At 71.6% G+C, this 20,895-nt stretch carries 17 protein-coding genes; 9 read left to right on the top strand and 8 right to left on the bottom strand.

Annotated elements, in window-relative coordinates:
• Positions 1 to 214: 214 nt before the first annotated feature.
• From ACFCXS_RS08545 to ACFCXS_RS08530, 4 genes are all read right to left on the bottom strand, one after another.
• The gene (locus ACFCXS_RS08545; protein WP_376642286.1) at positions 215 to 931 is read right to left on the bottom strand and encodes a chaplin; all 717 of its coding nucleotides are present in this window, start codon (positions 929 to 931) and stop codon (positions 215 to 217) included.
• 396 nt (positions 932 to 1,327) lie between these two features.
• A complete protein-coding gene (locus ACFCXS_RS08540) occupies positions 1,328 to 2,854 on the bottom strand; it encodes a VWA domain-containing protein (RefSeq protein WP_376642285.1) in 1,527 nt (508 codons plus the stop codon).
• Positions 2,855 to 3,048: 194 nt separating this feature from the next.
• Complete coding sequence (locus ACFCXS_RS08535) at positions 3,049 to 3,915, bottom strand: ABC transporter permease (protein WP_376642284.1); 867 nt, start codon at positions 3,913 to 3,915, stop codon at positions 3,049 to 3,051.
• Positions 3,912 to 6,569: a CocE/NonD family hydrolase gene (locus ACFCXS_RS08530; RefSeq protein ID WP_376642283.1), complete on the bottom strand. Its 2,658-nt coding sequence runs from the start codon at positions 6,567 to 6,569 to the stop codon at positions 3,912 to 3,914. Before ACFCXS_RS08530 ends, ACFCXS_RS08535 begins: the two co-directional genes overlap by 4 nt.
• Positions 6,570 to 7,690: 1,121 nt before the next feature.
• On the opposite strand from ACFCXS_RS08530, the gene lxmK reads away from it, so the two are divergent.
• The 7 genes from lxmK (at position 7,691) to ACFCXS_RS08495 (ending at position 15,572) form a co-directional block, all read left to right on the top strand.
• Positions 7,691 to 8,812: a class V lanthionine synthetase subunit LxmK gene (gene lxmK, locus ACFCXS_RS08525; RefSeq protein ID WP_376642282.1), complete on the top strand. Its 1,122-nt coding sequence runs from the start codon at positions 7,691 to 7,693 to the stop codon at positions 8,810 to 8,812.
• Positions 8,809 to 9,879 (top strand): T3SS effector HopA1 family protein, encoded by a 1,071-nt coding sequence (locus ACFCXS_RS08520; RefSeq protein WP_376642281.1) that lies wholly within the window; start codon positions 8,809 to 8,811, stop codon positions 9,877 to 9,879. Before lxmK ends, ACFCXS_RS08520 begins: the two co-directional genes overlap by 4 nt.
• A 63-nt stretch (positions 9,880 to 9,942) precedes the next feature.
• The gene (locus ACFCXS_RS08515) at positions 9,943 to 11,772 is read left to right on the top strand and encodes an ABC transporter ATP-binding protein (protein WP_376642280.1); all 1,830 of its coding nucleotides are present in this window, start codon (positions 9,943 to 9,945) and stop codon (positions 11,770 to 11,772) included.
• The gene (locus ACFCXS_RS08510; RefSeq protein WP_376642279.1) at positions 11,769 to 12,443 is read left to right on the top strand and encodes a flavoprotein; all 675 of its coding nucleotides are present in this window, start codon (positions 11,769 to 11,771) and stop codon (positions 12,441 to 12,443) included. Before ACFCXS_RS08515 ends, ACFCXS_RS08510 begins: the two co-directional genes overlap by 4 nt.
• On the top strand, positions 12,440 to 13,243 hold the full coding sequence (locus ACFCXS_RS08505) for a class I SAM-dependent methyltransferase (protein WP_376642278.1): 804 nt from the start codon (positions 12,440 to 12,442) through the stop codon (positions 13,241 to 13,243). Before ACFCXS_RS08510 ends, ACFCXS_RS08505 begins: the two co-directional genes overlap by 4 nt.
• A 68-nt stretch (positions 13,244 to 13,311) precedes the next feature.
• Positions 13,312 to 14,307, top strand: coding sequence for an ABC transporter ATP-binding protein (locus tag ACFCXS_RS08500; protein WP_376642277.1), 996 nt, complete (start codon positions 13,312 to 13,314; stop codon positions 14,305 to 14,307).
• The gene (locus tag ACFCXS_RS08495) at positions 14,304 to 15,572 is read left to right on the top strand and encodes an ABC transporter permease (RefSeq protein ID WP_376642276.1); all 1,269 of its coding nucleotides are present in this window, start codon (positions 14,304 to 14,306) and stop codon (positions 15,570 to 15,572) included. Before ACFCXS_RS08500 ends, ACFCXS_RS08495 begins: the two co-directional genes overlap by 4 nt.
• 295 nt (positions 15,573 to 15,867) lie before the next feature.
• Here ACFCXS_RS08495 and ACFCXS_RS08490 read toward each other — a convergent pair whose 3' ends face one another.
• Together ACFCXS_RS08490 and ACFCXS_RS08485 are read right to left on the bottom strand one after the other, a co-directional pair.
• The gene (locus ACFCXS_RS08490; RefSeq protein ID WP_376642275.1) at positions 15,868 to 17,217 is read right to left on the bottom strand and encodes a M16 family metallopeptidase; all 1,350 of its coding nucleotides are present in this window, start codon (positions 17,215 to 17,217) and stop codon (positions 15,868 to 15,870) included.
• Complete coding sequence (locus ACFCXS_RS08485; protein WP_376642274.1) at positions 17,214 to 18,539, bottom strand: M16 family metallopeptidase; 1,326 nt, start codon at positions 18,537 to 18,539, stop codon at positions 17,214 to 17,216. Before ACFCXS_RS08485 ends, ACFCXS_RS08490 begins: the two co-directional genes overlap by 4 nt.
• Before the next feature lie 182 nt (positions 18,540 to 18,721).
• Here ACFCXS_RS08485 and ACFCXS_RS08480 point away from each other — a divergent pair, with 182 nt between their 5' ends.
• Positions 18,722 to 18,901 (top strand): hypothetical protein, encoded by a 180-nt coding sequence (locus tag ACFCXS_RS08480; protein ID WP_159030605.1) that lies wholly within the window; start codon positions 18,722 to 18,724, stop codon positions 18,899 to 18,901.
• A gap of 103 nt (positions 18,902 to 19,004) precedes the next feature.
• On the opposite strand, the gene ACFCXS_RS08475 is transcribed toward ACFCXS_RS08480, so the two are convergent.
• Together ACFCXS_RS08475 and ACFCXS_RS08470 are read right to left on the bottom strand one after the other, a co-directional pair.
• Positions 19,005 to 19,472: a hypothetical protein gene (locus ACFCXS_RS08475; protein ID WP_376642273.1), complete on the bottom strand. Its 468-nt coding sequence runs from the start codon at positions 19,470 to 19,472 to the stop codon at positions 19,005 to 19,007.
• The gene (locus ACFCXS_RS08470) at positions 19,469 to 19,741 is read right to left on the bottom strand and encodes a helix-turn-helix transcriptional regulator (protein WP_097216740.1); all 273 of its coding nucleotides are present in this window, start codon (positions 19,739 to 19,741) and stop codon (positions 19,469 to 19,471) included. Before ACFCXS_RS08470 ends, ACFCXS_RS08475 begins: the two co-directional genes overlap by 4 nt.
• A 95-nt stretch (positions 19,742 to 19,836) precedes the next feature.
• Between ACFCXS_RS08470 and ACFCXS_RS08465 the strand changes: the two genes are divergently transcribed.
• Positions 19,837 to 20,826 (top strand): LLM class flavin-dependent oxidoreductase, encoded by a 990-nt coding sequence (locus tag ACFCXS_RS08465; RefSeq protein ID WP_376642272.1) that lies wholly within the window; start codon positions 19,837 to 19,839, stop codon positions 20,824 to 20,826.
• The last annotated feature ends 69 nt before the right edge of the window (positions 20,827 to 20,895 follow it).

Raw genomic sequence — 20,895 nt, 5'->3', positions numbered from 1 at the left:
GGGGGGGGCGGGCGGGCGGCGGGGGCCGCCGCCCCCGGCCCCCGCGGGCGGGCGCCCCCCACGGGGGGCGGGGGGGCCGCCCCCGCCCCCCCCCCCGCCCGCGCCCCGCTCTTGTGCCGGGAAGGGCGGTCGCGCGAGGAGCCGGTGCCCCACGACGGCCGACACCCCCCGGACCTGGGTCGACGGGGGGTGCGGGTGATGCGGCCGGGAGCGGCTAGCGGGACGAGGTGGTGCGGGCGCGGCGGTACATCATCACTCCGCCCGCGATCAGCACGGCGCTGGCGGCCGACGCCGCCGCCAGGGCCTCGCTGCCGGTCTCGGCCAGCTGGGGCAGGGTGCCGGGCTCCTCCTGCTCCTCCGCTTCCTCGGTGACCGACGAGTCCTCGGTGTCCGGAGTCGTGGAACGCGGCGTGTCGCTCTTCGGCGGGACGGAATCGCCCTTGGCCGGGGGCTTCGGCTCCTCTTCCGTCGACGGCTTGTCGTCGCCGCCGTGACCGCCGCCGTAGGAGCCGTTCTCACAGTCGTTCTCGAGCGCGTCGTTGAACAGCGCACCCCCGTCGACGCTGTTGCCGCAGACGTTCACGGGCACGTCGAGCGGCACCTGCACGTTGTTGCCGGACCCCACGCCGGGAGAACCCTTGACGACCGCCGACGCGTCCGAGCCCGCCTCGTGGCCCGACGACTTGTGGGAGATGTTCCTGCAGGAGTTGCCGAACGCGGTGTTGAGCGCCGCGAGCACGTTGACGGTGTTGCCGCACAGGTTGACCGGCACCTCGACCGGCACCTGAACGCTGTTCCCGGACAGCACACCAGGGGAATCCTTCGCCACGCCCGACGCGTCGGAGTCGGCGAGGGCGGGGCTGCCGTACAGGGACAGAATCCCCGTGGCGGCGGCCGCCGCGATCGCTCCCTTGCTCAGGGTCTGTCGCATTGCAGTGTCCTCCTGCTTGAAGAATTGGGGCGGCCGGCCTCGGAGCGGAGATCCACGTCCGGGGCCGACGGTGCGGCGGTGTGAACAGGTCGCAGCGCTGAACAGGAATCGGGCGTGTGGCACGCCGTCTCGCGGCACAGGGGCCGCGGAGGCAGCGCTACTCGCCGTTGCCCTGCGCGACGACCGGTCCGCCGGCGAGTGCCGGGACAGCGGCCGTCACCGGCACATCAAGGGCGGAAGCGGCGGCCGCCGCAGCGATCATTGCCTCCTTGAGCACTGCGCGTTCCTTTCTCGTGGCGCCGCATGCTCTACTGCCTCATCAACCCGGTGCAGAAGAATTGGTTCCGCAGGTTCACCCGGTTGGCCCGCGTCCCGTCCCGGACGGCCGGGAGCTGTTCAGTCCCGCTGCCGGTCCGCCTGCTCGATGGCCAGGGCGAGTTCACGCACCGCCCCGTCCTGCGTGGTGTCGGACAACGCACGGGCGCGGTCCGCGAGTTCGGCGAGACCGGCCGGAGCTCCCGGGAGGTCGTCCCGCGAGCGGAGGGCGTCGGCGAAGTAGGCCGCCACCGCGGCGACCTGGAAGCGGCTGGGGGCGGCGCGCAGGGAGCCGTGGAGGGCGCCGGTCTCCAGGTCGCCGGTCTCCTCGTGCGGGTCACGGGTCTGCGGGTCGAGCCAGCGCACGGTGGCGGTGGCGAGGTGGCCCTCGGCGCCGGGCCCGGTGCGCACGGCGTACAGCGCGGTCACGGTGTGGCCGGGGCCGACCTCGCCGCCGTCGACACGGTCGTCGCGGAAGTCCTCGTCGGCGACGCGCCGGTTGTCGTAGCCGACCAGGTGGAACTCCTGGACCGTCTCCGGGTCGAAGGCGACCTGGGCCTTGGCGTCGCGGGCGGTGAGGTCGACGTTGCGCGGGAGCTGCTCGGAGAAGACCTCGCGGGCGTCGTCGGAGTCGGACACGTAGGCGGTGTGGCCGTCGCCCTTGTCGGCGAGGCGTTCCATCAGGGCGTCGCCGTAGTCGCTGCCGACGCCGACCCCGAAGAGGGTGATGCCGTGCTCGCGGCGTTCGCCGGCGATGCGCTCCAGGATGGCGTCCGCGTCGGTGTCGCCGGTGTTGGCGAGCGCGTCGGAGACGAGGACGACCCGGTTGGTGGCGCCCTCGCGCAGGCCCTCGACGGCCGTCTCGTAACCGGTCTCCACGCCGGCGCCGAGGTTGGTGGAGTCCTGGGTGTCCAGGCCTGAGACGGCGTCCCGGATCTCGTCGCGGTTGCCGTCGAGGCGTGTCATGGGCAGGACGGTCTCGGCCTCGTCGCTGAAGGTGACGAGCGCGACCGAGTCCTCGTCGCGCAGCCGGTCCGTCATCACCGAGAGGGACTTCTTGGCGAGGTCGAGGCGGCCCGGTTCGTCCATGGAGCCCGAGACGTCGATGACGAAGGTGAGGGCGGCGGGCGGGCGTTCGCCGGAGCGTTCGGTCGTGCGGGTGGCGAGGCCGACGCGGACCAGGGACCAGTCCTCGTCGCCGGTGCGGGCGCCGTCGACGGTGACCGAGAAGCCGTCGCCGTCGGGGCGGTCGTAGTCCTGGCGGAAGCTGTTGACGAACTCCTCGGGGCGGACGGTCGACGGGTCGGGCAGCCGCCCGTCGGCGAGGGCCCGGCGGGCGTAGTCGTAGGAGGCGGTGTCGACGTCGAGGGCGAAGGTGGAGAGGTGGCCGGGGTCTTCGCGGAGGTCGTCCCGCTCGCTCGTGCCGTCCTCGTCGCCGTGGGCGGGTGCGGGCCCGCCCGTGCCGTACCCGGGGCGGTCGGCGGCCTTGCTGCCGTCGCCGGTGCCGGCGCCCCCGCCGCACGCGGTGAGCAGCAGGCCGCTCGCGGCCGTGAGGGCGAGCAGCGCTTTTCGTGTCCGGAACCGCTCCATCGTCCGTACCCCCTGCATCCGTTGACGTCGGCTTCTTGCGACTGTGACGGTGCGGGGGGCCCGAACGTGCGGTACGGGGCATTGCGGAAGCGTCTCGAAGCGGCCACGGGGAGAGCTTTCGAGACCGGTTGGTGATCCTCCGTCGATCTGACCGTTGGACTGCCGGGCTGTGGGGCTGGGGGGTGGGGCTGTGGGGCTGTGGGGCTGGGGAGTCAGGAGACGACGTCTTTGCGGGCGAAGCCGCGGAAGGCCAGGGCGAACAGGACGAGCGCGTAGGTCACGGAGATCGACGTGCCCTGGATCATGTCCGACCACTCCAGCCGGGGCCGGACGGCGTCGAGCCAGGCGTACTGCCAGTGCGCGGGCAGGAAGTGGCGCCAGTCGCCGAGGGCCGTCACCTCGTCGAGGACGCTGCCGATGATGGTGAGGAACACCGCGCCGCCGACCGCGCCGAGCGGGGCGTCCGTCCGGGTCGACAGGCAGAACGCGAGGGCGGCGGTGACCAGTTGGGACACCATGATGTACGCGACGACGATCAGCATGCGCTGGACCGCGGTGCCGGTGGACAGGCTGCCGCCGGTGGGGAGTTCGAGCGGTCCCCAGCCGTAGGCGGCGGTGCCGACGAGCAGGGCGACGACCGGGAGCAGGACGAGCGCGGCGAGGCTGAGGGTGAGTCCGACGGCGAGCTTGGACCACAGCAGCCGGGCCCGGGGCACGGGGGCCGCGAGCAGATAGCGCAGGGACGACCAGCTCGCCTCGGAGGCGACCGTGTCGCCGCAGAACAGGGCGACGGGGATGACGAGCAGGAAGCCCGCGGCGGAGAAGAGGTTGACCGCGGCGAAGTTGGCCCCGGACGCGGTGGCCGTGTCCATGAGGTTGACGCGGTTGTTGTTGCCGCCCGGGTCGCCGCCGACCTGGAAGGCGATGAGCAGGATGATCGGCAGGGCGGCCAGGACGCCGCCCATGACCATGGTGCGGCGCCGCTTCAGCTGCCGGGCCAGCTCGACGCGGAAGGGCAGGGTGCGGCCCGCGCGGTAGCCGTCGGCGACCTCGACGGGCGGCTCGGCGAGCGTGCTCATGCTTCGGCTCCGATCAGAGTGAGGAAGGCGTCCTCCAGGCGGCGGTGGGGGCCGACCGACCGCACCGCCACGTCCAGGCGTACGAGGTCGGCGACGAGGCGCTGCGGGGTGCCGTCGGCGTCGAGCTGGATCAGGAGACCCTCCTCGGCGCGCACCGCCGAGGCGACGCCGGGCAGGGCGCCGACCTTCTCCACGAGGGGTTCGTCCACGGGCGCGGCCGTGCCGACGAGGAGGGTGTCGCCCGAGCCGACGATGTCCTCGACCGGGCCCGCCTGGACGAGCTGTCCGTGGTCCATCACCACGAGGTGGGTGCAGGTCTGCTCGACCTCCGCGAGGAGGTGGCTGGAGACGATGACCGTGCGGCCGGCGGCGGCGTAGCGGATCATCACCTCGCGCATCTCGCGGATCTGGGGCGGGTCGAGGCCGTTGGTCGGCTCGTCGAGGATGAGCAGGTCCGGCAGGCCGAGCATGGCCTGGGCGATGGCCAGGCGCTGGCGCATGCCCTGGGAGTAGGTGCGCACGGCGCGGGCGAGGGCGTCGCCGAGGCCCGCGATCTCCAGGGCCTCCTCCAGGTGCGCGTCCTCGGCCGGGCGGCCGGTGGCGCGCCAGTAAAGCTCCAGGTTCTCGCGGCCGGACAGGTGGGGCAGGAAGCCGGCGCCCTCGACGAAGGCGCCGACCCGGGAGAGGACCGGGGCGCCGGGGCCGATGGCGTGACCGAAGACGCGGATCTCGCCGCCGTCGGGCCTGATCAGGCCCATCAGCATGCGCAGGGTGGTCGTCTTGCCGGCTCCGTTGGGGCCGAGCAGGCCGAGGACCTGGCCCTGCTCCACGCGGAAGGAGAGGTCCTTGACCGCGTACCGGTCGGTGGACTTCGCGTACCGCTTGGTGAGGTCCGTGATCTGGAGGGGGACTTCGGCGAGGGCCGGGTCCGGCGGGGCAGGTGCGGCGGTGCGGCGGCGGCCCGTGAGGATCAGCGCGAGCGCGATGCCCGCGCCGGCGAGCGGCAGCCACCACACCCAGGCGGGCAGTCCGTCCTGGGTGTCGCGCTGCCCGAGGGCCGAGGGGACCTTCAGGTCGCCCTCGAGGGACACGGTGTACGTCGCCGGTGCCGTCGGGGAGGCGTAACCGAGGTCGGTGGAGGCGAGGACCAGGCGGAGCCGGTGGCCGTCGTCGATCTCGTGGTCGATCGCCGGGAGGGTGACGGTGACGTCCTTGCCGGCCTTGGCGTCCTCGACCCGGAGAGGTGTGACGAGCTGGGAGGGCAGCACCTGCTGGGCGCCGCCGCCCGGGCCGACGTCGTAGAGCTTGGCGAAGAGGACGGCGTCGTCGCTGGTGGACTTCACGTGGACGGTGGCGGTGGGCGAGCCGGTGATCTGGAGGTCCTCGCGCATCGGCGCGGACTCGAACGCGGCGAACTGGCCGGGGAAGTCGAGGGAGACGCCGATGCCTAGCGTGGACAGCTGGCTGAGGCCGCCGGCGCCGCCGAGTCCGGGCAGGGCGGAGACGCCGGGCGGGCTGGCCCCGGGCGGATTGTCGAAGCTCTGCTCGCGGCCGGCCAGGGAGACGGAACGCTGCTTGCTCTCCAGGCCCGGGTAGCGGTCCGAGGTCACTCCGGTCAGGCGGGGTTCGCCGTCTCCGGAGCCCTGGCCGAGCGTGCGGCTGACACGGAAGGCGGGGCCGGTGCCGGCGCTCTTGTCGTCCTTGAGGTAGCGGTCGAACCAGGAGGTCACGCGGCCTTCGACCCGGCCGGTCTCCATGTCGCCGCCGTCGTGGCCGCCGGCGATCCAGTCGACGTCGACGGGGGCGCCGTTGGCCCGGATCGCCTTCGCGGCCCGATCGGCCTGGCCGAGGGGGAAGAGGGAGTCGGACTGGCCCTGCATCAGCAGGGTGGGGACCTTGATGTTCCTGCCGACCGCGGACGGCGAACGTTCCTGAAGCAGCTTGCGCGCCGCCGCGTCCGGCTTGCCCGACTCGGCGACCCGCTCGTACATCCGGCACAGCGCGGGCTCGAACTTCTCGCAGCCGCCGCCGGAGTTGACGAAGATGCCGGCCCAGAGCTTCTTGAAGACGCCGTTCGGGAAGAGGGCGTCGGCGAGGTCCCAGTACGTGATCGCCGGGGCGATGGCGTCGACGCGGTCGTCATGGCCCGCGGCGAGCAGGGCGATCGCGCCGCCGTAGGAGGCGCCTGTCAGGCCGACGCGGGGGTCGCCCTTCCTGTCGAGCTCGACCTGGGGCTGCTTCGCCAGCCAGTCGATGAGCTTGGAGACGTCGGCGACCTCGCCCTCGGGGTCGTTGAGGCCGATCTTCCCGTCGGACTTGCCGAAGCCGCGGGCCGACCAGGTCAGGACCGCGTAACCGTCCCGGGCGAGGCCCTCGGCCTGCTGCCTCACGTCGTTCTTGCTGCCGCCGAAGCCGTGCCCGAGCAGGACCGCGGGGCGGCGGCGGTCCGCTCCGGAGGTGAAGAACGAGGTGTCGATGCGGATGCCCTCGCCGGTGGCCAGGAACCGGTCTTCGCGGTGGACCGGGGGCGTCTCGTCGTTCGCGACGGCCGTCCACGTGCCCGCGCCCGCGAGGACGGCGACGGCGGCCCCGGCGGCGAGGAGCCGCCGGGGCCTCCGCAGCAGCCCGTGGAGTCCGGGCAGTCGAAGATCCATGCGTCAACGGTACGGGGTGAAGCTGTCGAACTGTTGTCGACCGCGGGTCGAACCTGCGCCCCTCCCGGAGGAGTACGGGGCTCCTCGGCATACCGCGTCCGCGGTATGCCGGCGAGGGACACTCCGACGCCTCGGGATTCCTTTGTTCTTGGCTCGGCGGGCAGGGCACCGAGCCAACACCGCTTTTACATGCGAACAAATCCCAAGAGGAGAATAAAGCACAATCGGAATCTCAAATTCCGCGAAAGTATTTGCAATGTGACGCCCATCACATGGGTAAAGCATTGATCAAGCCAAGTCGGCCCTTCGTATACTGCCCGGGTGGACGACCACTGTCCGGATGGATGACTCCACGGGCACATCACTCCTTCCACCTCCCGCCTGAAAGGCGCTGTCGAAGGGCCGTCCACACTGTTCGCGTGACCGAACGGCTAGGGGGAAGCATGCTTCACGCCAGGACCCACACGACGAGTCCCGACCAGCCCAGTTTCTGATCAGTAGCTCCGCCTGACGCGCCCCTTCGAGGATCTTCGCTCCACATTCCTCTTTCCTGGCGACGTACTCGGCGTGCCGGCCTGGTCGAATGAAACGAGCAGCGCAACTTTCACGCCATCAGGCGGAGCTCCGACGCCCCACCGTCGGACGAAAACATGAGGTTTGAAAGTGACACTGAACAGTTCCTTGAGAGAGCCCCACCTCAGATTAGGGAACGATCACTTGAGAATATTGCAACTCGTCTCCCAGGGCTGCACCATGACGCAGGTCGCCAGACGCATGGACATGAGCGACCGCACGCTACGTCGTAAACTCCGGTCGATCTGCGACTGCGTCGACGTGGAAACCCCGATAGAAGCAGTGGTGTGGGCCGTGCGTCGAAGAATCATCTGACCCGGGAACGCACGGCGGGCAGGTCGATGTGGCGCCGGGTGACGGTTAGCGGAGGAAACCGTCACCCGCAGCCCCTCTTTCCTTCCCGCCGCGGCCCATTCACCGCCGCCCGGCGCCGTGACCTGTCACGCCGCCGGGCGCTCTCGCGAACCGCAGCACCCGGGTCCCACCGGCGGTGGCCGATGCCGGTCACTTCGTTGTCCGGCGGCAGCGCACCGCGATAGAAAGCCCATGTGGCAGGAGAAAAGATTACATATCCGCAGGGCCGGTCGTCCGCCTCGGCTGTCGACGGCCCCGTGGACTCATCGGTCGAACAGCTGCTGAACCGGCTCGGGTTGGGATCGCTGAACGCCTCGGAGCTCTACTCCTATCCCGGCCGGAACGAAAACTGGTCAGGCATCACGGACACCGGAAACCCGGTATTCGCTAAAAGACTCAAAGGGAACCCCAGGGAATCCCTGAAACGCTACCGGAGAATCCTGCTCTTCGAGCGCCTGGCACGGGACGCCGAACGCCCCTTCCCCCGCCCCGAGTTTCTCGGGGGCGACGAGGAGCAGCGGCTGCTGGTGTTCCGGATGCTCGACGGCATCAGGTCCGGCAGCGAGCTCGCCGCGGACCAGGAGTTCACCGAGTCCATGTCCGCCGAAGCCGGACGGGCGCTGGCGGCGTTGCACGCGCTCCCTCACACGGCCGGGGATTTCCCGGAAGCGGATCCCCATCCGTACCCGCCGGTCGAGGACCTGCGGTCGCTTCCGCTGGAGAGCTATGTCAACGCCACCGGCGCCTTCGTCGAGGCGTGGGGGCTGCTGCAGCGCGACACCCCGCTGGTCGAGGAGCTGGAGCGGCTGCGTGCGGCCGAGGCCGGGGCCGCCCGCGTGCCCGTCCACGGAGATCTGCGGCTGGATCAGTTCCTGATCACCGACACGGCGTTCTACGTCAACGACTGGGAGGAGTTCCGGCTCGGCGACCCGGCACGCGACGTCGGGTCGTACGTCGGCGAGTGGCTGCACCGTGCGGTGCTGCGCATTCCCGCACAGGAGACGGACGACGCCTTCTCTGCCGTGCTCACCCACGAGGAGGTCGTGGCGCGGGGCAGCGAGGAGCTGACCCGGGTCCTTCCGCTCGTCTCCGCTTTCCACCGGGGCTACCGCGAGGGCGGCGGCCCCGACGACGACGGGCTCGTGGTGCGTGCCACGTCCTACGCCGGATGGCATCTGATCGACCGTCTGATCGCCTCGACCAGGGAGAGCGGCCGGCTGTCGGCCATCGTCCGGGCGGCGGCCGGCATCGGCAGGACCGCACTACTGGATCCGCGGAGCTTCGTCTCCACGGTCGGACTCGGGGAGGCAGCATGAGCACGGGCATCCAGGAGACCGTCCCGGCCGTCCCGGGGCCGGGACGGACCGACGCGCGAGCGGGAGCGGTCGCGGCACCGGAGCTCGCGGCCGGGCTCCGCCGGGCGCTGGAGGACGTGACGATCACGCCGGACGGCAGGACGGCGTGGGTGCGCGACGACGAGGTGACCGCCGAGTCCGCGTCGGCGATGCGCTTCCTGCTGGCCCGCACGTTGTACGAGGTGCTGCACACCGGGCGGGGTGTCAAGGACCGCGAGGCGCCCAGGACCCTGCGCGCGCCGGACTTCGAGGCACGGCTGGCACAGGCGACTCCGCACCGCGAGACGGTCGCCGCGGGGGTCCTCACCGAACAGTGCACGGCCGCCGGCCGGCAGGTCGTGCAGATCGACGGCCTGCGTGTGAACGTGCCGGACTCGGTCGGACTGCGGGACAGCGGGCGTACGGTGGGCGATCCCGCGCGCCCGGTGGTGCGGATGAACCTCCCCTCGGCCCGCCCGCTGGTCTCTCCCGGCTTCTTCCTCGTGGACAGCGGCGCGGGCCGCACCACCGGCCGCGGCGCTCTGCTGCGGCTCTATCTGAGGGTGGCCGACCCCGACGCGGCGCCCGAGCTGTGGCATGCCGTGCTGAGCGCTCTGGAGGCCCGCTCCGCGACCTACCGGGCGAAGATCATCTCCAATCCCGCGAGTCTGCCGCGCAACGACGGCATGGTCGTCTACCTCGGCTCGGGTTCCTGGGACGCCGTCGACACCGTGGTCGACAGCGCCCTGGCCACCGCTCTGCCGGAGGGGCCCGCGCCCGCTTTCGCCCATGTGCTGGCGCCGGGTGTGACGGCCGCGTGGGAGCCGAAGGACGAGCGGACGGGCATGCGTGCCCTGAGCTTCGGTGAGCACCGGGCGCATGTGGTCGCACGGGCCTTCGTGGCCGCGGCGGAACGGAACCGTGAGCGTCCGACGGCCGCCGAACTGGCCTCGGCGTGTGTGGCGGCGAACGTGGACCCCGCCGACCCCGCCCGCAACCTCGACTCGGACGACTGGCCGTGGAAGACGGCCCTCCGGTCCACGAACTGAGCCGTCCGCCGCGCCGCCGACGGCCGGCCGGATGTCACCGCACCCTGCAGGAGGTCCCTCACCATGGCCAGCGCACCACGCCCGGACGGCACGGACGAACTGCGTGTCTTCGCACAACTCCTGAAGGACCGTAAGGCGGCCGTGGCCGCCGCGGTGGTGCTGAGCCTGCTCTCCGCCGCCGCCACCCTCGTCCTCCCCCTCCAGGTGCGCGACCTGGTGATGGCCCTCTCCGAGGACGAACGTCCCGTCGGTCCGCTGCTGACGATGGCGGGCCTCGCGGTGGGCGCCGGGCTCGCGTCGGCGGGGTCCTCCTACCTGCTCGCCCGTGCGGGTGAGGGCCTGGTCTCCGAGGCGCGGTCGCGCATCGCCTCGCACATCCTGACCCTGCCGCTGCGACGGGTCCGCCGGGAAGGCGCCGGCAACCTGGTCGCCCGGGCCACCTCCGACAGCACGCAGCTGCGTTCCGTCGTGGACGTCGGCGTGGCCCAGCTCCCGTCCTCGCTGTTCCTGGCCATCGGCACCCTGATCGCCATGGGCCTGCTGGACTCGGTCCTGCTGCTGGTCGTGCTCGCCACGTTCACGGTCGCCGGTGCCGGCATCTTCCTGTGCGTACGGTCGATCCGCAGTGGTGTCGAACGCCAGCAGAACGCCGTCGGCACCATGTCCCAGCACATGACCGCGGCCGTGCTGTCCCTGCCCACGGTCAAGGCGTTCCTCGCCGAACGCCAGGTGGCGGACAGGCTCGGGCACAGCATCGAGGACGCCCGCAGCGCCGCGGTGTCGGTGGCGCGGGTGACCGCCCTGGTCGGGCCCACCATGCAACTCGGCCAGCAGCTGTCGATCGTCGCGGTCATGGTCACCAGCGGCGCCCGGCTCGCCTCCGGGGACCTGCACATCGGCGAGTTCGCCGCCTTCATCGTCTACCTGCTGCAGCTCGTGGCGCCGCTGACCCTGCTGGTCTCGGGGGTCGCCAGAATGCAGAGCGGCCTGGCGGCGCGGGCCCGCCTGAACAGCGTGCTCACGATCGCCCCGGAGAATCCCGGGGGCCTCTCCCCCGTCGAGCCGTCACCGACCGCGTCCGCGGTGGAGTTCGAGTCGGTCACCTACCGGGACGGCGGGCGCACCATCATCCACGAGGCGACGTTCGCGGCCCCCGCGCGCGGACTCACCGCCATCGTCGGGCCGTCGGGGGCGGGAAAGACGACGCTGCTCGGCCTCACCGAACGCTTCCTCCTGCCGGAGTCCGGCCGCATCGCCGTCTGCGGACTGCCCGTCGAGCAGTGGCCGCTGCACCAGTTGCGCGGCGCGATCAGCTACGTCGACCAGAGCTTCACCCTCGTGGAAGGCACGGTACGGCAGAACCTCCTGCTCGGACGGGACGACGAGAGGGGCTCCCTGCCGGACACGGAGCTGTGGCGGGCGCTGGAGGCACTCGCGCTGCGCGAGGCCGTGGAAGCGCTGCCGGACGGCCTGGACACCGAGCTGGGACGGGCCGAGGACCTGTCCGGCGGTCAGCGGCAGCGGCTCGCGGCCGCCCGTGTCCTGCTGCGGGACTCGGCGATCGTCCTGTTCGACGAACCGACGTCCCAGCTCGACAGCGAGAACGAGGAACGCCTGCGGACGCTGATGCGCACCCTCGCCGCGGAGCGTGCGGTGCTCGTGGTCGCGCACCGCATCTCCACGGTGCAGGACGCCGATGTGATCGTGGTCGTGGACGAGGGGCGCACCGTCGACCGGGGCACCCACGAGGAACTGCTGACGCGCTCCGCGCTGTACCAGGAGCTGGTGCACGGACAGGCGCTGCGCGGCGGCGGCGCGCGGCAGCCGGCCGGGGACGCGCCGGCGCCGGCCCCGCCGGTGGCGGGGGCGGTGGCCGGGGCGGTGGCCCGGTGAGCGGCGCGGCGACCGCGGTCGAAGCGGTGGGGGCGCGGCGCCTGCTGGTGATCGGGACGGGTTCGGTCACGGCCGCTCATCTGCCCTTCTGGGCGAGCTGGCTGAAGATCGGGCACCCCGGGACCGAGGTGCGGTACGTACTGACCGGGGCGGCCGGCAGGTTCGTCACCCGGGAGTCGCTGGCCGCCATCGGCGACTGTGAGGTGCGGGCGGACCGGTGGCCCGACGAGCCGGAGCCGAAGGCACGGCACGTGGACCTCGCGCAGTGGCCCGACACGGTCGTCGTGTTCCCGGCGACGCTGAACTACCTGGCCAGGCTTGCCCTGGGGCTGGGCGACTCGCCCTCGCTCCTCGCGCTGCAGTGCACGCGGGCGGCGATCGCGCTGGCGCCCGCGCTGCCGCCCGGCGGCGCGCAGAGCGCGGCGTACGCGGAGCACAGCGCCAAGCTCGGCGCGCGGGGCAACGTGATCGTCGTACCGCCCCACCCCGGCCGCAGCACGACCAGCGGGAAACGCGAGGCGTGGGCGCCCGCGCCCTTTCCCGAGGTGCTGTCCGCGGCAGACCGGCTGCGGGCGGCACTGGAGGAAACCGCCCCCGACGGCCACGACGGCCACGACGGCCACGAGCCGGAAACCGTATCCACCCGACACCGCACGGAGGCAGCACGATGACCGACGAGACACACGGGCCGACCGGCGCCGAGGCGACCGACGGCCGGAGCACGGCACCGGGCGGGAACAGCAGCGCGTACGGCGAGTCACTGGCCGACGTCTACGACTCGCTCTATCCCGCCGCCGGACCCGCCATCGACTCGATGGTCGGTTTCCTCCAGGAGCTGCGCCCCGCCCCGGCCTCTCTGCTCGAACTCGGCGTCGGCACCGGCCGGCTGGCCGTCCCGCTGGCCAAGAACGGCTATCGGGTGCACGGAGTCGACGCATCCCCCGCGATGCTGGCGAAACTCCACGAGAACGACCCCACCGGCCGTGTCACCACCGCGGTGGGCGACTTCAGCGCGCTGGCCGTCGAGGAGCGTTACGACCTCGTACTCACCGCGCTGAACACCTTCTTCATGCTGCCCACCCAGGAGCAGCAGATCAGTTGCCTGCGCGGCATCCACGACGCGCTCGCGGACGACGGTGTCGCGGTCTTCGAGACCTACAACCCGCAGGTGTACCACCGGCTCACCGAGGCGACGACCCGGATCGGTCACCTGGCACCGGACGCGCTGCTGCTCGACACGATCCAGGTGAACCAGTCGCTCCAGTCCGTCCTGGTCGTCCACACGATCATGAGCGCCGGCGGGCTGCGGAAGGTACCCGAGGTCAGCCGGTACGCCTGGCCTGCGGAATTCGACGTGATGGCCCGGCTCGCGGGACTGCGTGTGACGGACCGCTGGGCGGACTGGGACCGCAGCCCGGTCACGGGTCATTCGGAGAAGCACGTCTACGTGGTAGAGCGCCAGAACGTATGACTACCTTGACGGAGTGATGTGTTAACGCAATACTTCACCGAGTTAGTACATCACTCTGGAGGTGCGACATGGCTGGGCCGGTGCTGGAGGTCGACGGCCTGCGGAAGAAGTACGGCAGGCGCCAGGCAGTCGCGGACATGACCTTCGGCATCCACGCCGGTGAGCTGTTCGGCTTCGTCGGGAGCAACGGCGCGGGCAAGACCACCACGATGCGGATCATCCTCGGCGTCCTCGCCCCCGACGGGGGAGAGGTCCGCTGGCGCGGCCGCCCTGTCGATTTCGCCGCCCGCAGGCAGTTCGGTTACATGCCCGAGGAGCGCGGCCTGTATCCGCGGATGAAGGTCGGCGAACACCTGCGGTACCTGGGCGAGTTGCACGGCCTGCCGTCGGCTGCCGCGCGAAGGGCGGCCGACCGGTGGGTCGAGCGTCTTGAGCTCTCCCGGTACGCCTCCGAGGAGGTCCAGAACCTCAGCCTCGGCAACCAGCAGCGCGTCCAGCTGGCCGCGGCGCTGGTCCACGACCCCCAGGTGCTGGTGCTCGACGAGCCGTTCTCGGGTCTGGACCCGGTGGCGGTGGACGTCATGCACGACGTGCTCGTCGAACGGGCCGCCGACGGGGTGCCCGTCATGTTCTCCAGTCACCAGCTGTCGCTCGTCGAGCGCGTCTGCGACCGGGTCGGCATCGTCTCGGGCGGGCGTCTCATCGCCTGCGGCACGATCGAGGAGCTGAGCGAGAACGCCGAGCGGCGGCTGCTGGTCGACGCCCCGGAGGCGGACGAGAACTGGGCAGCGGGGCTGCGGGGCGTGTCGGTCGTGAGCCGCGAGGGCTCCCGTACGCGGCTTCGCCTGGCGAAGGGTGCGGACGACCAGCGGGTCCTGCACGCGGCGCTGGCCACCGGACCGGTCTTCGCCTTCGTGTCCGAACGACCGCCGCTGTCCGACCTGTACCGCGACCTGGTCACCGGAACCGGCGCACACGGACAGGACGCCGGGCGGACGTCGGACACGGACACCACGGCTGGCGCCGCCACGACAGCGAACGACACCGACGGGGACAGCACATGAACACAGTGGCACCAGCGCCGGGCGACACGCACGGCCCGGACGGCGAGCGCGCCTCCGGCCCGGGCGGGGACACCTCCGGCACCGGCGCGCTGCCGGCCCGCCGGGCGGTCGGCCTGGTCGCCCGGCGGGAGATCGACAGCCGGATGCGGACCAGATCCTTCGTCCTGAGCACCCTGGGGCTGCTGCTCGGCCTCGGCGTCTACGCCCTCGTGATCCTCCTCGCCGAGGACGGTCCGGCCAGGGTCGGCGTCGAGCGGGAGGTCGCGGCGATGCGCCCGGCGCTCGCCGCTGTCGCCGAAAAGTCGGGCGGCGACTTCGAGTTCGTCACCGTCGACGGCCACCGTACGGACCGGATGCTGCGCGACGGGGACCTCTCCGCCGTGCTCGGCGGCACCGACGGGCGCCTCACGCTCTCCGTGGAACGTGAGGCGGACGAGAACCTGCTCGGCGTCGTGCGCGCCACGATCGCCGAGGAGCGCACCACCCGGGAGCTCGAACGCGCCGGTGTGGACCCCGTGGATTTCAGGGAACGCGTGGCATCGTCCACGGTGCGGGTCCACGCACTCGAGCCGTCGGAGAACAGCGCGGCCGAGCAGTTCGCGCTGATCATCTCCTCCACCGGCCTGCTGTACTTCTTCTTCGTCTTCTACGGGATCACCCTGGCGCAGGGCGTGGTGGAGGAGAAGAGCAGCCGTGTGGTGGAGTTGCTCCTCTCCACCATCCGCCCCTGGCAGCTCCTCGCCGGAAAGCTCATCGGCGTCGCGGTCGCCGGCCTGACCCAGCTCCTGCTGCTCGGCGGGGCAGCGGTGGCGCTCGCGCAGGGCACCGGCGCCCTCACCCTGCCGAGTGCGGTGGGCGGGTCGCTGGTGACGATGGGCGTCTGGTTCCTGCTGGGCTTCTTCCTCTTCGCCGCCCTGCTGGCCGCGGCCGCCGCCCGGGTCTCGCGGCAGGAGGACCTGCAAGGGGTGGTGCAACCGGTGATGCTGCTCATCACCACGCCGTTCGTGCTGGGCATCGCCCTGCTGAGCAAGGACGCGCACGACCCCTTGATCGAATGGCTGTCGCTCGTACCGCCGCTCAGCCCGATCCTGATGCCGGCCCGGATGCTGCTGGGCACCGCAGCCGCCTGGCAGGTCGCTCTCTCCCTGGTGCTGGCGGTCGCCGCGCTGGTGGGCATGACCCGCGTCGCGGGGCGGATGTACGCGGGCAGCGTGCTGCGCAGCGGCTCCCGGGTGCCCTTCGCCGAAGCGCTGCGGGTGCGCTAGTTCCCCGTCCCCGGCCGGCCCTCTCCTGTCCCCCTCCCCCGACTCCCTCTTCTGTCCCCCTCCCCCGACTCCCTTTTGTTCTCGACCCGACCCTCTGCTGTCCCCGGCCGACCCCCTGCCGGAAAACCTCGAAGGAGCACCTCATGAGCACCGCCCTCTGGATCGCCGTCGGTATCGCCGTTGTCGTCGCCGTTGTCGCGGGTATCAAGAAGAGCCGGGGCTGACCCGCCCGATCGGCTCGCACCGAGGGGCTGTGTCTCCGAGTGGTCACTCGCAGACACAGCCCCTCGGGCCGTCAGAAGGTCAGTTCGCCGGTGGCGCCCCTGCGCAGGGGCGCCACCGCCGTCCCGTCGGCGACGACCACCCCGGTGAAGTCGGCGGGCCGGAAGAACCGGCGGGCCGCCTCGCCGACCTGGTCGTGGGACACGCCGTCCAGCAGCGGCCCCCAGTTGTGCAACCAGTCGGCACCGACCCCGACATGCAGCAGGTTCGCCAGCCCGGACGCCAGGGCTCCCGGGGACGACATCGCCGTCGCGGTGGAGCCGGTCGCATACCTCCTGGCGGCGTCGGTCTCCCGCGCCGAGGGCGGGTCGGCGGCCATGCGTTCCAGTTCTTCCCTGATCACCGCGAGAGCCGCGACGGTGTGCTCGGCGGCGGTGTCGGCCTCGACCATCAGCGTCGAGGTACCCGGCACCGACTCCACACCCGAACCGAGCTGGTAGGCGTACCCCTTGTCCTCGCGCAGGCGCGTGACCAGCCGGGAGGCGAAGGACCCCCCGAAGACCAACTGGGCCAGGTGCAGGGCCGGGTAGCCCGGGTCCGTGCGGGGCAGGGCGGGGGCGGCCAGCCGGATCACGCTCTGGACGGCGCCGGGCCGGTCCACCTGCCGCAGGGGCCCGCCCGGGAACCAGGGCGGCACCTCGGGAACGTCGCCTTCGGGCCCGGGCTCCCACGCCCCGAACAGCTCGGTGGCCATGGCGACGGCTTGCGCCGGCTCCAGGTCCCCGACCAGCACGAGCACCGCGCCCCTGGCGCCCAGGTGCCGCGCGTGCAGTCGTGCCAGGTCGTCCCGTGTGCAGGCGGCGGCCTGTTCGGGCGTCGGCTGCCAGCGGGCGGCTCTCTCCTCGCCGTACCTCCGCCGCAGCAGGGCGTGCTGTGCGAGCGCCGCCGGCTGGTGGGTGGCCAGCCGTATGCGGCGTGCCAGCCGTTCGCGCTCGGAGGCGAGAGCTTCCTCGGCCGGTTGCGGCGCGGCGAGGGCACCGGCCAGCAGGGCGAGTACGGCGGACAGGCCGTCGGCCATGGTGTGACCGGTGACGGTGAGCTTGCGGGCGTCCGCGGAGGCGTCCAGGGTGGCGCCGTGCGCGGCCGCCGCCGCGTCGTGGTCGCCGGTGCCCCGGTGGACCGTGCCGCTCAGCAGGAGCCCGGCCAGCAGCTGGCAGTGCGCCACCTCCCCGGGTGCCGTGGCGGCGTAGGGGACGGTGAGCCGGATCTCCACCAGGGGGACGACGGGAGCCGAACACACCACGACGCGCAGTCCGTTGCCGAGAGTGAGGTCGGCATCGGGCAGCGGCAGCCGTCCCTGTGTGACGCTCGCCTCCGGCAGGCCGCCGTACGCGAGGAGTTCCCTCGCCGCACCACCGGTCATGCCGCCGTCTCCCGTGCGATGTCCCGCGGCACGGCCCGGCGTTCCGGCACGAAACGCACGACCGCCCGGTGGGAGGACCTGAGCCGGGCGGCCGCCCGGCTCACCTGTTCGCCGGTCACACCGGCGCGTACCAGCTCCGGCAGCTCATGGGTCAGCTCTGCCTGGCCGAAGAGCGTCTCGCGCAGGCCGAGCAGCTGTGCCCGGGTGCCCGCATCACCGAGTTCGCGCATCGCCCCGGCGGCCCAGCGGGCGGTCGTGGCACGGAGTCGCGCGGCGGCGACCCCGTGCGTCGCCAGCGCTTCCAGCGCGCCGTCGAGCGCGTCCAGGACGTGCTCAGCGCCTCGCTCGTGCTCGTGCACGGCGAACAGCGTCAGCAGATCCGGCCCCACCGTGTCCAGTGGCAGCCCGAAGAGACCGCAGCCCACCGAGAGGCTCTGCGCTCCGGTAGCCGCGGTCGGACCTCGGCGCAGCAGGGCGTCTCCGTCCTGTCCGAGCAGTGCCGCCAGGACAAGGTGGGCGAGGTAGTCGGAGCGTTCGGTGACCGGGTCCGGCATCCGGTAGCCCACCGCCACGGCGGGTGAACCGGCGTGCGGGTCGGCGACCGTCAGCCGCCTCTCCTCCCCCGGTGCCGGCTCGTGAGGATCGGACGGCCGTACCGTCGGACGCGCCGGCAGGTCCTCGAAGTGCCGGCGTACGAGACGTTCCGCCATGGGGCGGTCGAAGGCGCCGGTGACGGTCACCACGGCATTTCCGGGACCGTAATGGTCGGCGAAAAACCTTTCACACAACGCAATGTCGAAGGCGGCGAGGTCGACGGTTTCGCCGTACCCGTCCCTGGCGTTCTCCGAGCGCCGGTGCAAGGCCCGCGGAAGTGCCCAGGGATGGTTTCCGTACGGGCGATTGCGGACCATGAGCCGGATCTCCTCGTCGATCACCGCGGTCTGCGTGCGGAGGTTTCCCGCGGAAATGCAGGGCGAGCGCATTCGGTCCGCTTCGAGGGCGAGCAGCATTTCCAGTGCGGAGGCGGGTCCGGCAGCGTAATAAACCGTCACGTCCTGGCGGGTGCGGGCGTCACCGTAACCGCCGGCGCGTTGCACCCGTGGCAGATAACCCTCGGGCTCGGCGCCCCTGCCCCCTCGGAACATGAGGTGCTCGAAGAGATGCGCCAGGCCCGTGCGCCCTTCGGGTTCCGTGCGGAAACCGACGCCGTAGTGCACAGCAACACCGATCGAAGCGCCCACGGGATTCGGTGCCAGCAACACCCGGAGGCCATTGTCCAATACCAAGCGATGCAGCTGATCTCGGCTCATCCCGGCGAGCATAGGACCGAATCGAGTACCGGCTCAACACGGAGCGTTGACCGATTGCGGACAGTGTCCGCATGCGGTCAACTCCGTTGCCATCACGGCACCGTTCGAGGAATGGTTCTGCCACGGCCGGAGAGCGCGGTTGCCGAAATCGCCGATCCGGTCACCATCAGAAATCCGAGACAACGGGAGTCGACATGAACACCCAGTCCCTCATCAGCGGTTACTCCACCTACGCCGCCGCCGACGAGATCGTCCCGGCCGTGGAGGCCCCGGCCGCCACGATCACGATCACCACCTCGTCGCAGGCGTGCATCTCCGCCGCGTCCGCCGTCTCGGCCGTCTCGGTCGACAACACCTTCGACCACTCCTGCTGAACCGCGTGACCCGCTGAGAAAAAGGGGCGGGTGCCCACCGCCGCAATCGGTGGGCACCCGCCCTGTCGCACGAGATCCTGATTCCCGCTCCACGCCTGCCGAATCACTCGTCCTCGTCCTCGTCGGCGTCCTCGACGCCCACGCCGGACATTCCGAGGATGACGGAGGGCACGGCGGACGCGGTGAGCATGAGGGTCGTCAGCAGCGCGGGCATCCGCTCGATCATGTCGGGCCGGTTCTGGAAGACGACCATGAGCAGCACGACGACCATGCCGGCGCCGACCGCGCACTGGTAGCCGATGAAGGAGACCCGGTCGCGCAGTCCGCGCTCGCGTTCGTCCAGTCCCACCTGCGGCCGCTCGGCCACTCCGCGGGTCATCGAGCGCAGTACGCCCCACAGCAGCAGCCAGAGCACGAAGGCCACGAGCCACCACGAGTCGGAGAACGCGTTGCCGTCCGAGACGAACGACAGCACCACCATGACCGCGCTCAGCACACAGAGGGAGAGCGCCACAGGGCGCATGGGGCTGCGCGCCAGATCCGTCGTCCCGTTGACACCTTGCCGGCTCACGAGCGGTCCTCCTTGTTGTACAGCTGGGCGGAGAGGGGGGCGAAGGGCTTGCGGTTGAAGATCGCTTCCACCGGAAGCTCGAACACGTCGCTGAGCCGGAAGGCCAGGTCGAGGCTCGGGAAGTAGTCGCCCCGCTCGATGGCGCCGATGGTCTGCGGGTGCACCTCCACCAGCTTGGCCAGCGCGACGCGGCTGAGGCCGCGCTCGGCGCGGAGCACTCTCAGCTGGTTGTAGATCTGCATTCCCTCGCGATGACTCACTGGGCTCATGGAAAAAACGTAGTAGAAACACAACAGTTCGTCAAGGAACAGCAACAGCTCCGGCAGATGTCAGAGCACCAGCGACACAAGGAAGGTGACCAGCCGTGACCGCCGACAACGTGCTCCCGAGCGTGCTCGTGCCGAACATGCCGGAGACCCCGGACTCCCTGCGGCCCCACACCGAGCTGGTCCGCGACACCGGAGTGCGCCGCCTGTGGACAGGACAGTCGCTCAAGGTGGAGGCCCACCAGGCGTTCGCCCACCTCGCCGGCGCCGGGCTGCGCGTCCCCGTCGGCCTCAGCGTGACCCTCATGCCGCTGCGCCATCCGTACGAGGCCGCCCTCCAGGCCCGCTCGCTCGCCCTGCTGACCGGCCTGCCGGTGGTCGCCGGCTACGGCGTCGGCTCGACGGCGTTCGTCCGCAGCCTCAACGGACGCCCGTTCACCAGCCCGCGCACGATGGCCGCGGACTATCTGCGCACCGTCCGGGCCCTGCTCGACGGGGAGATCGTCGACCACGCCGGTGACTACCACCAGTTGCAGGGCCGGTTGATCCCCATGGAACATCCCCGTGTGGAGGTCGGCGTGGGGGTGCTGCGCCCCAACATGGCCCGGACCGCGGGCGGCGTCGCCGACGTCGCCATCACCTGGATGACCCCGCCCGCCTACGTCGCCGAGACCCTGCTGCCCGCCCTGGAGGAAGGGGCCAAGGAGAAGGACCGGGACACACGCTGCCGGGTCGCGACCGTCGTCCATGTCGCCGTGGAGCGCGAGGGCCGGGATCCGCACGTGCTCGCTCACACGGCCGCCTCCGGGCACCTCACCATGGAGCACTACACGGACATGCTGCGCCGGGCCGGTGTTCCCGTCGACCCGGCCGACCCCGTGGCCGGTGCCGCCGCCCTCGTGGAGAGTGGCACGTACCTGTACGGCTCGGCCGACCACATCGCCGCCGGACTGGAGCAGTACCGGAACGCCGGCGTGGACGAAGTGATCCTCAACTGCGCCGGAGTGATGTTCACCGAGGGACAGGCAGCGGCGCTGCGGGACACCCGGGAGATCATCGAGGCGGTCCGGCGGCGGAACGGTGGCTGAGCCGGCCGCATCCGAGCCGGCCGCGCCCGTGGGGCCACCGGCCACCGGACCGTCCCCCGGCACGGAGCC

This window comes from Streptomyces sp. NPDC056373, assembly GCF_042262425.1.
Lineage (GTDB): Bacteria > Actinomycetota > Actinomycetes > Streptomycetales > Streptomycetaceae > Streptomyces.
Note: the sequence above shows the minus strand (reverse complement) of the source record. Positions and strands in the feature narration are given on the sequence as shown.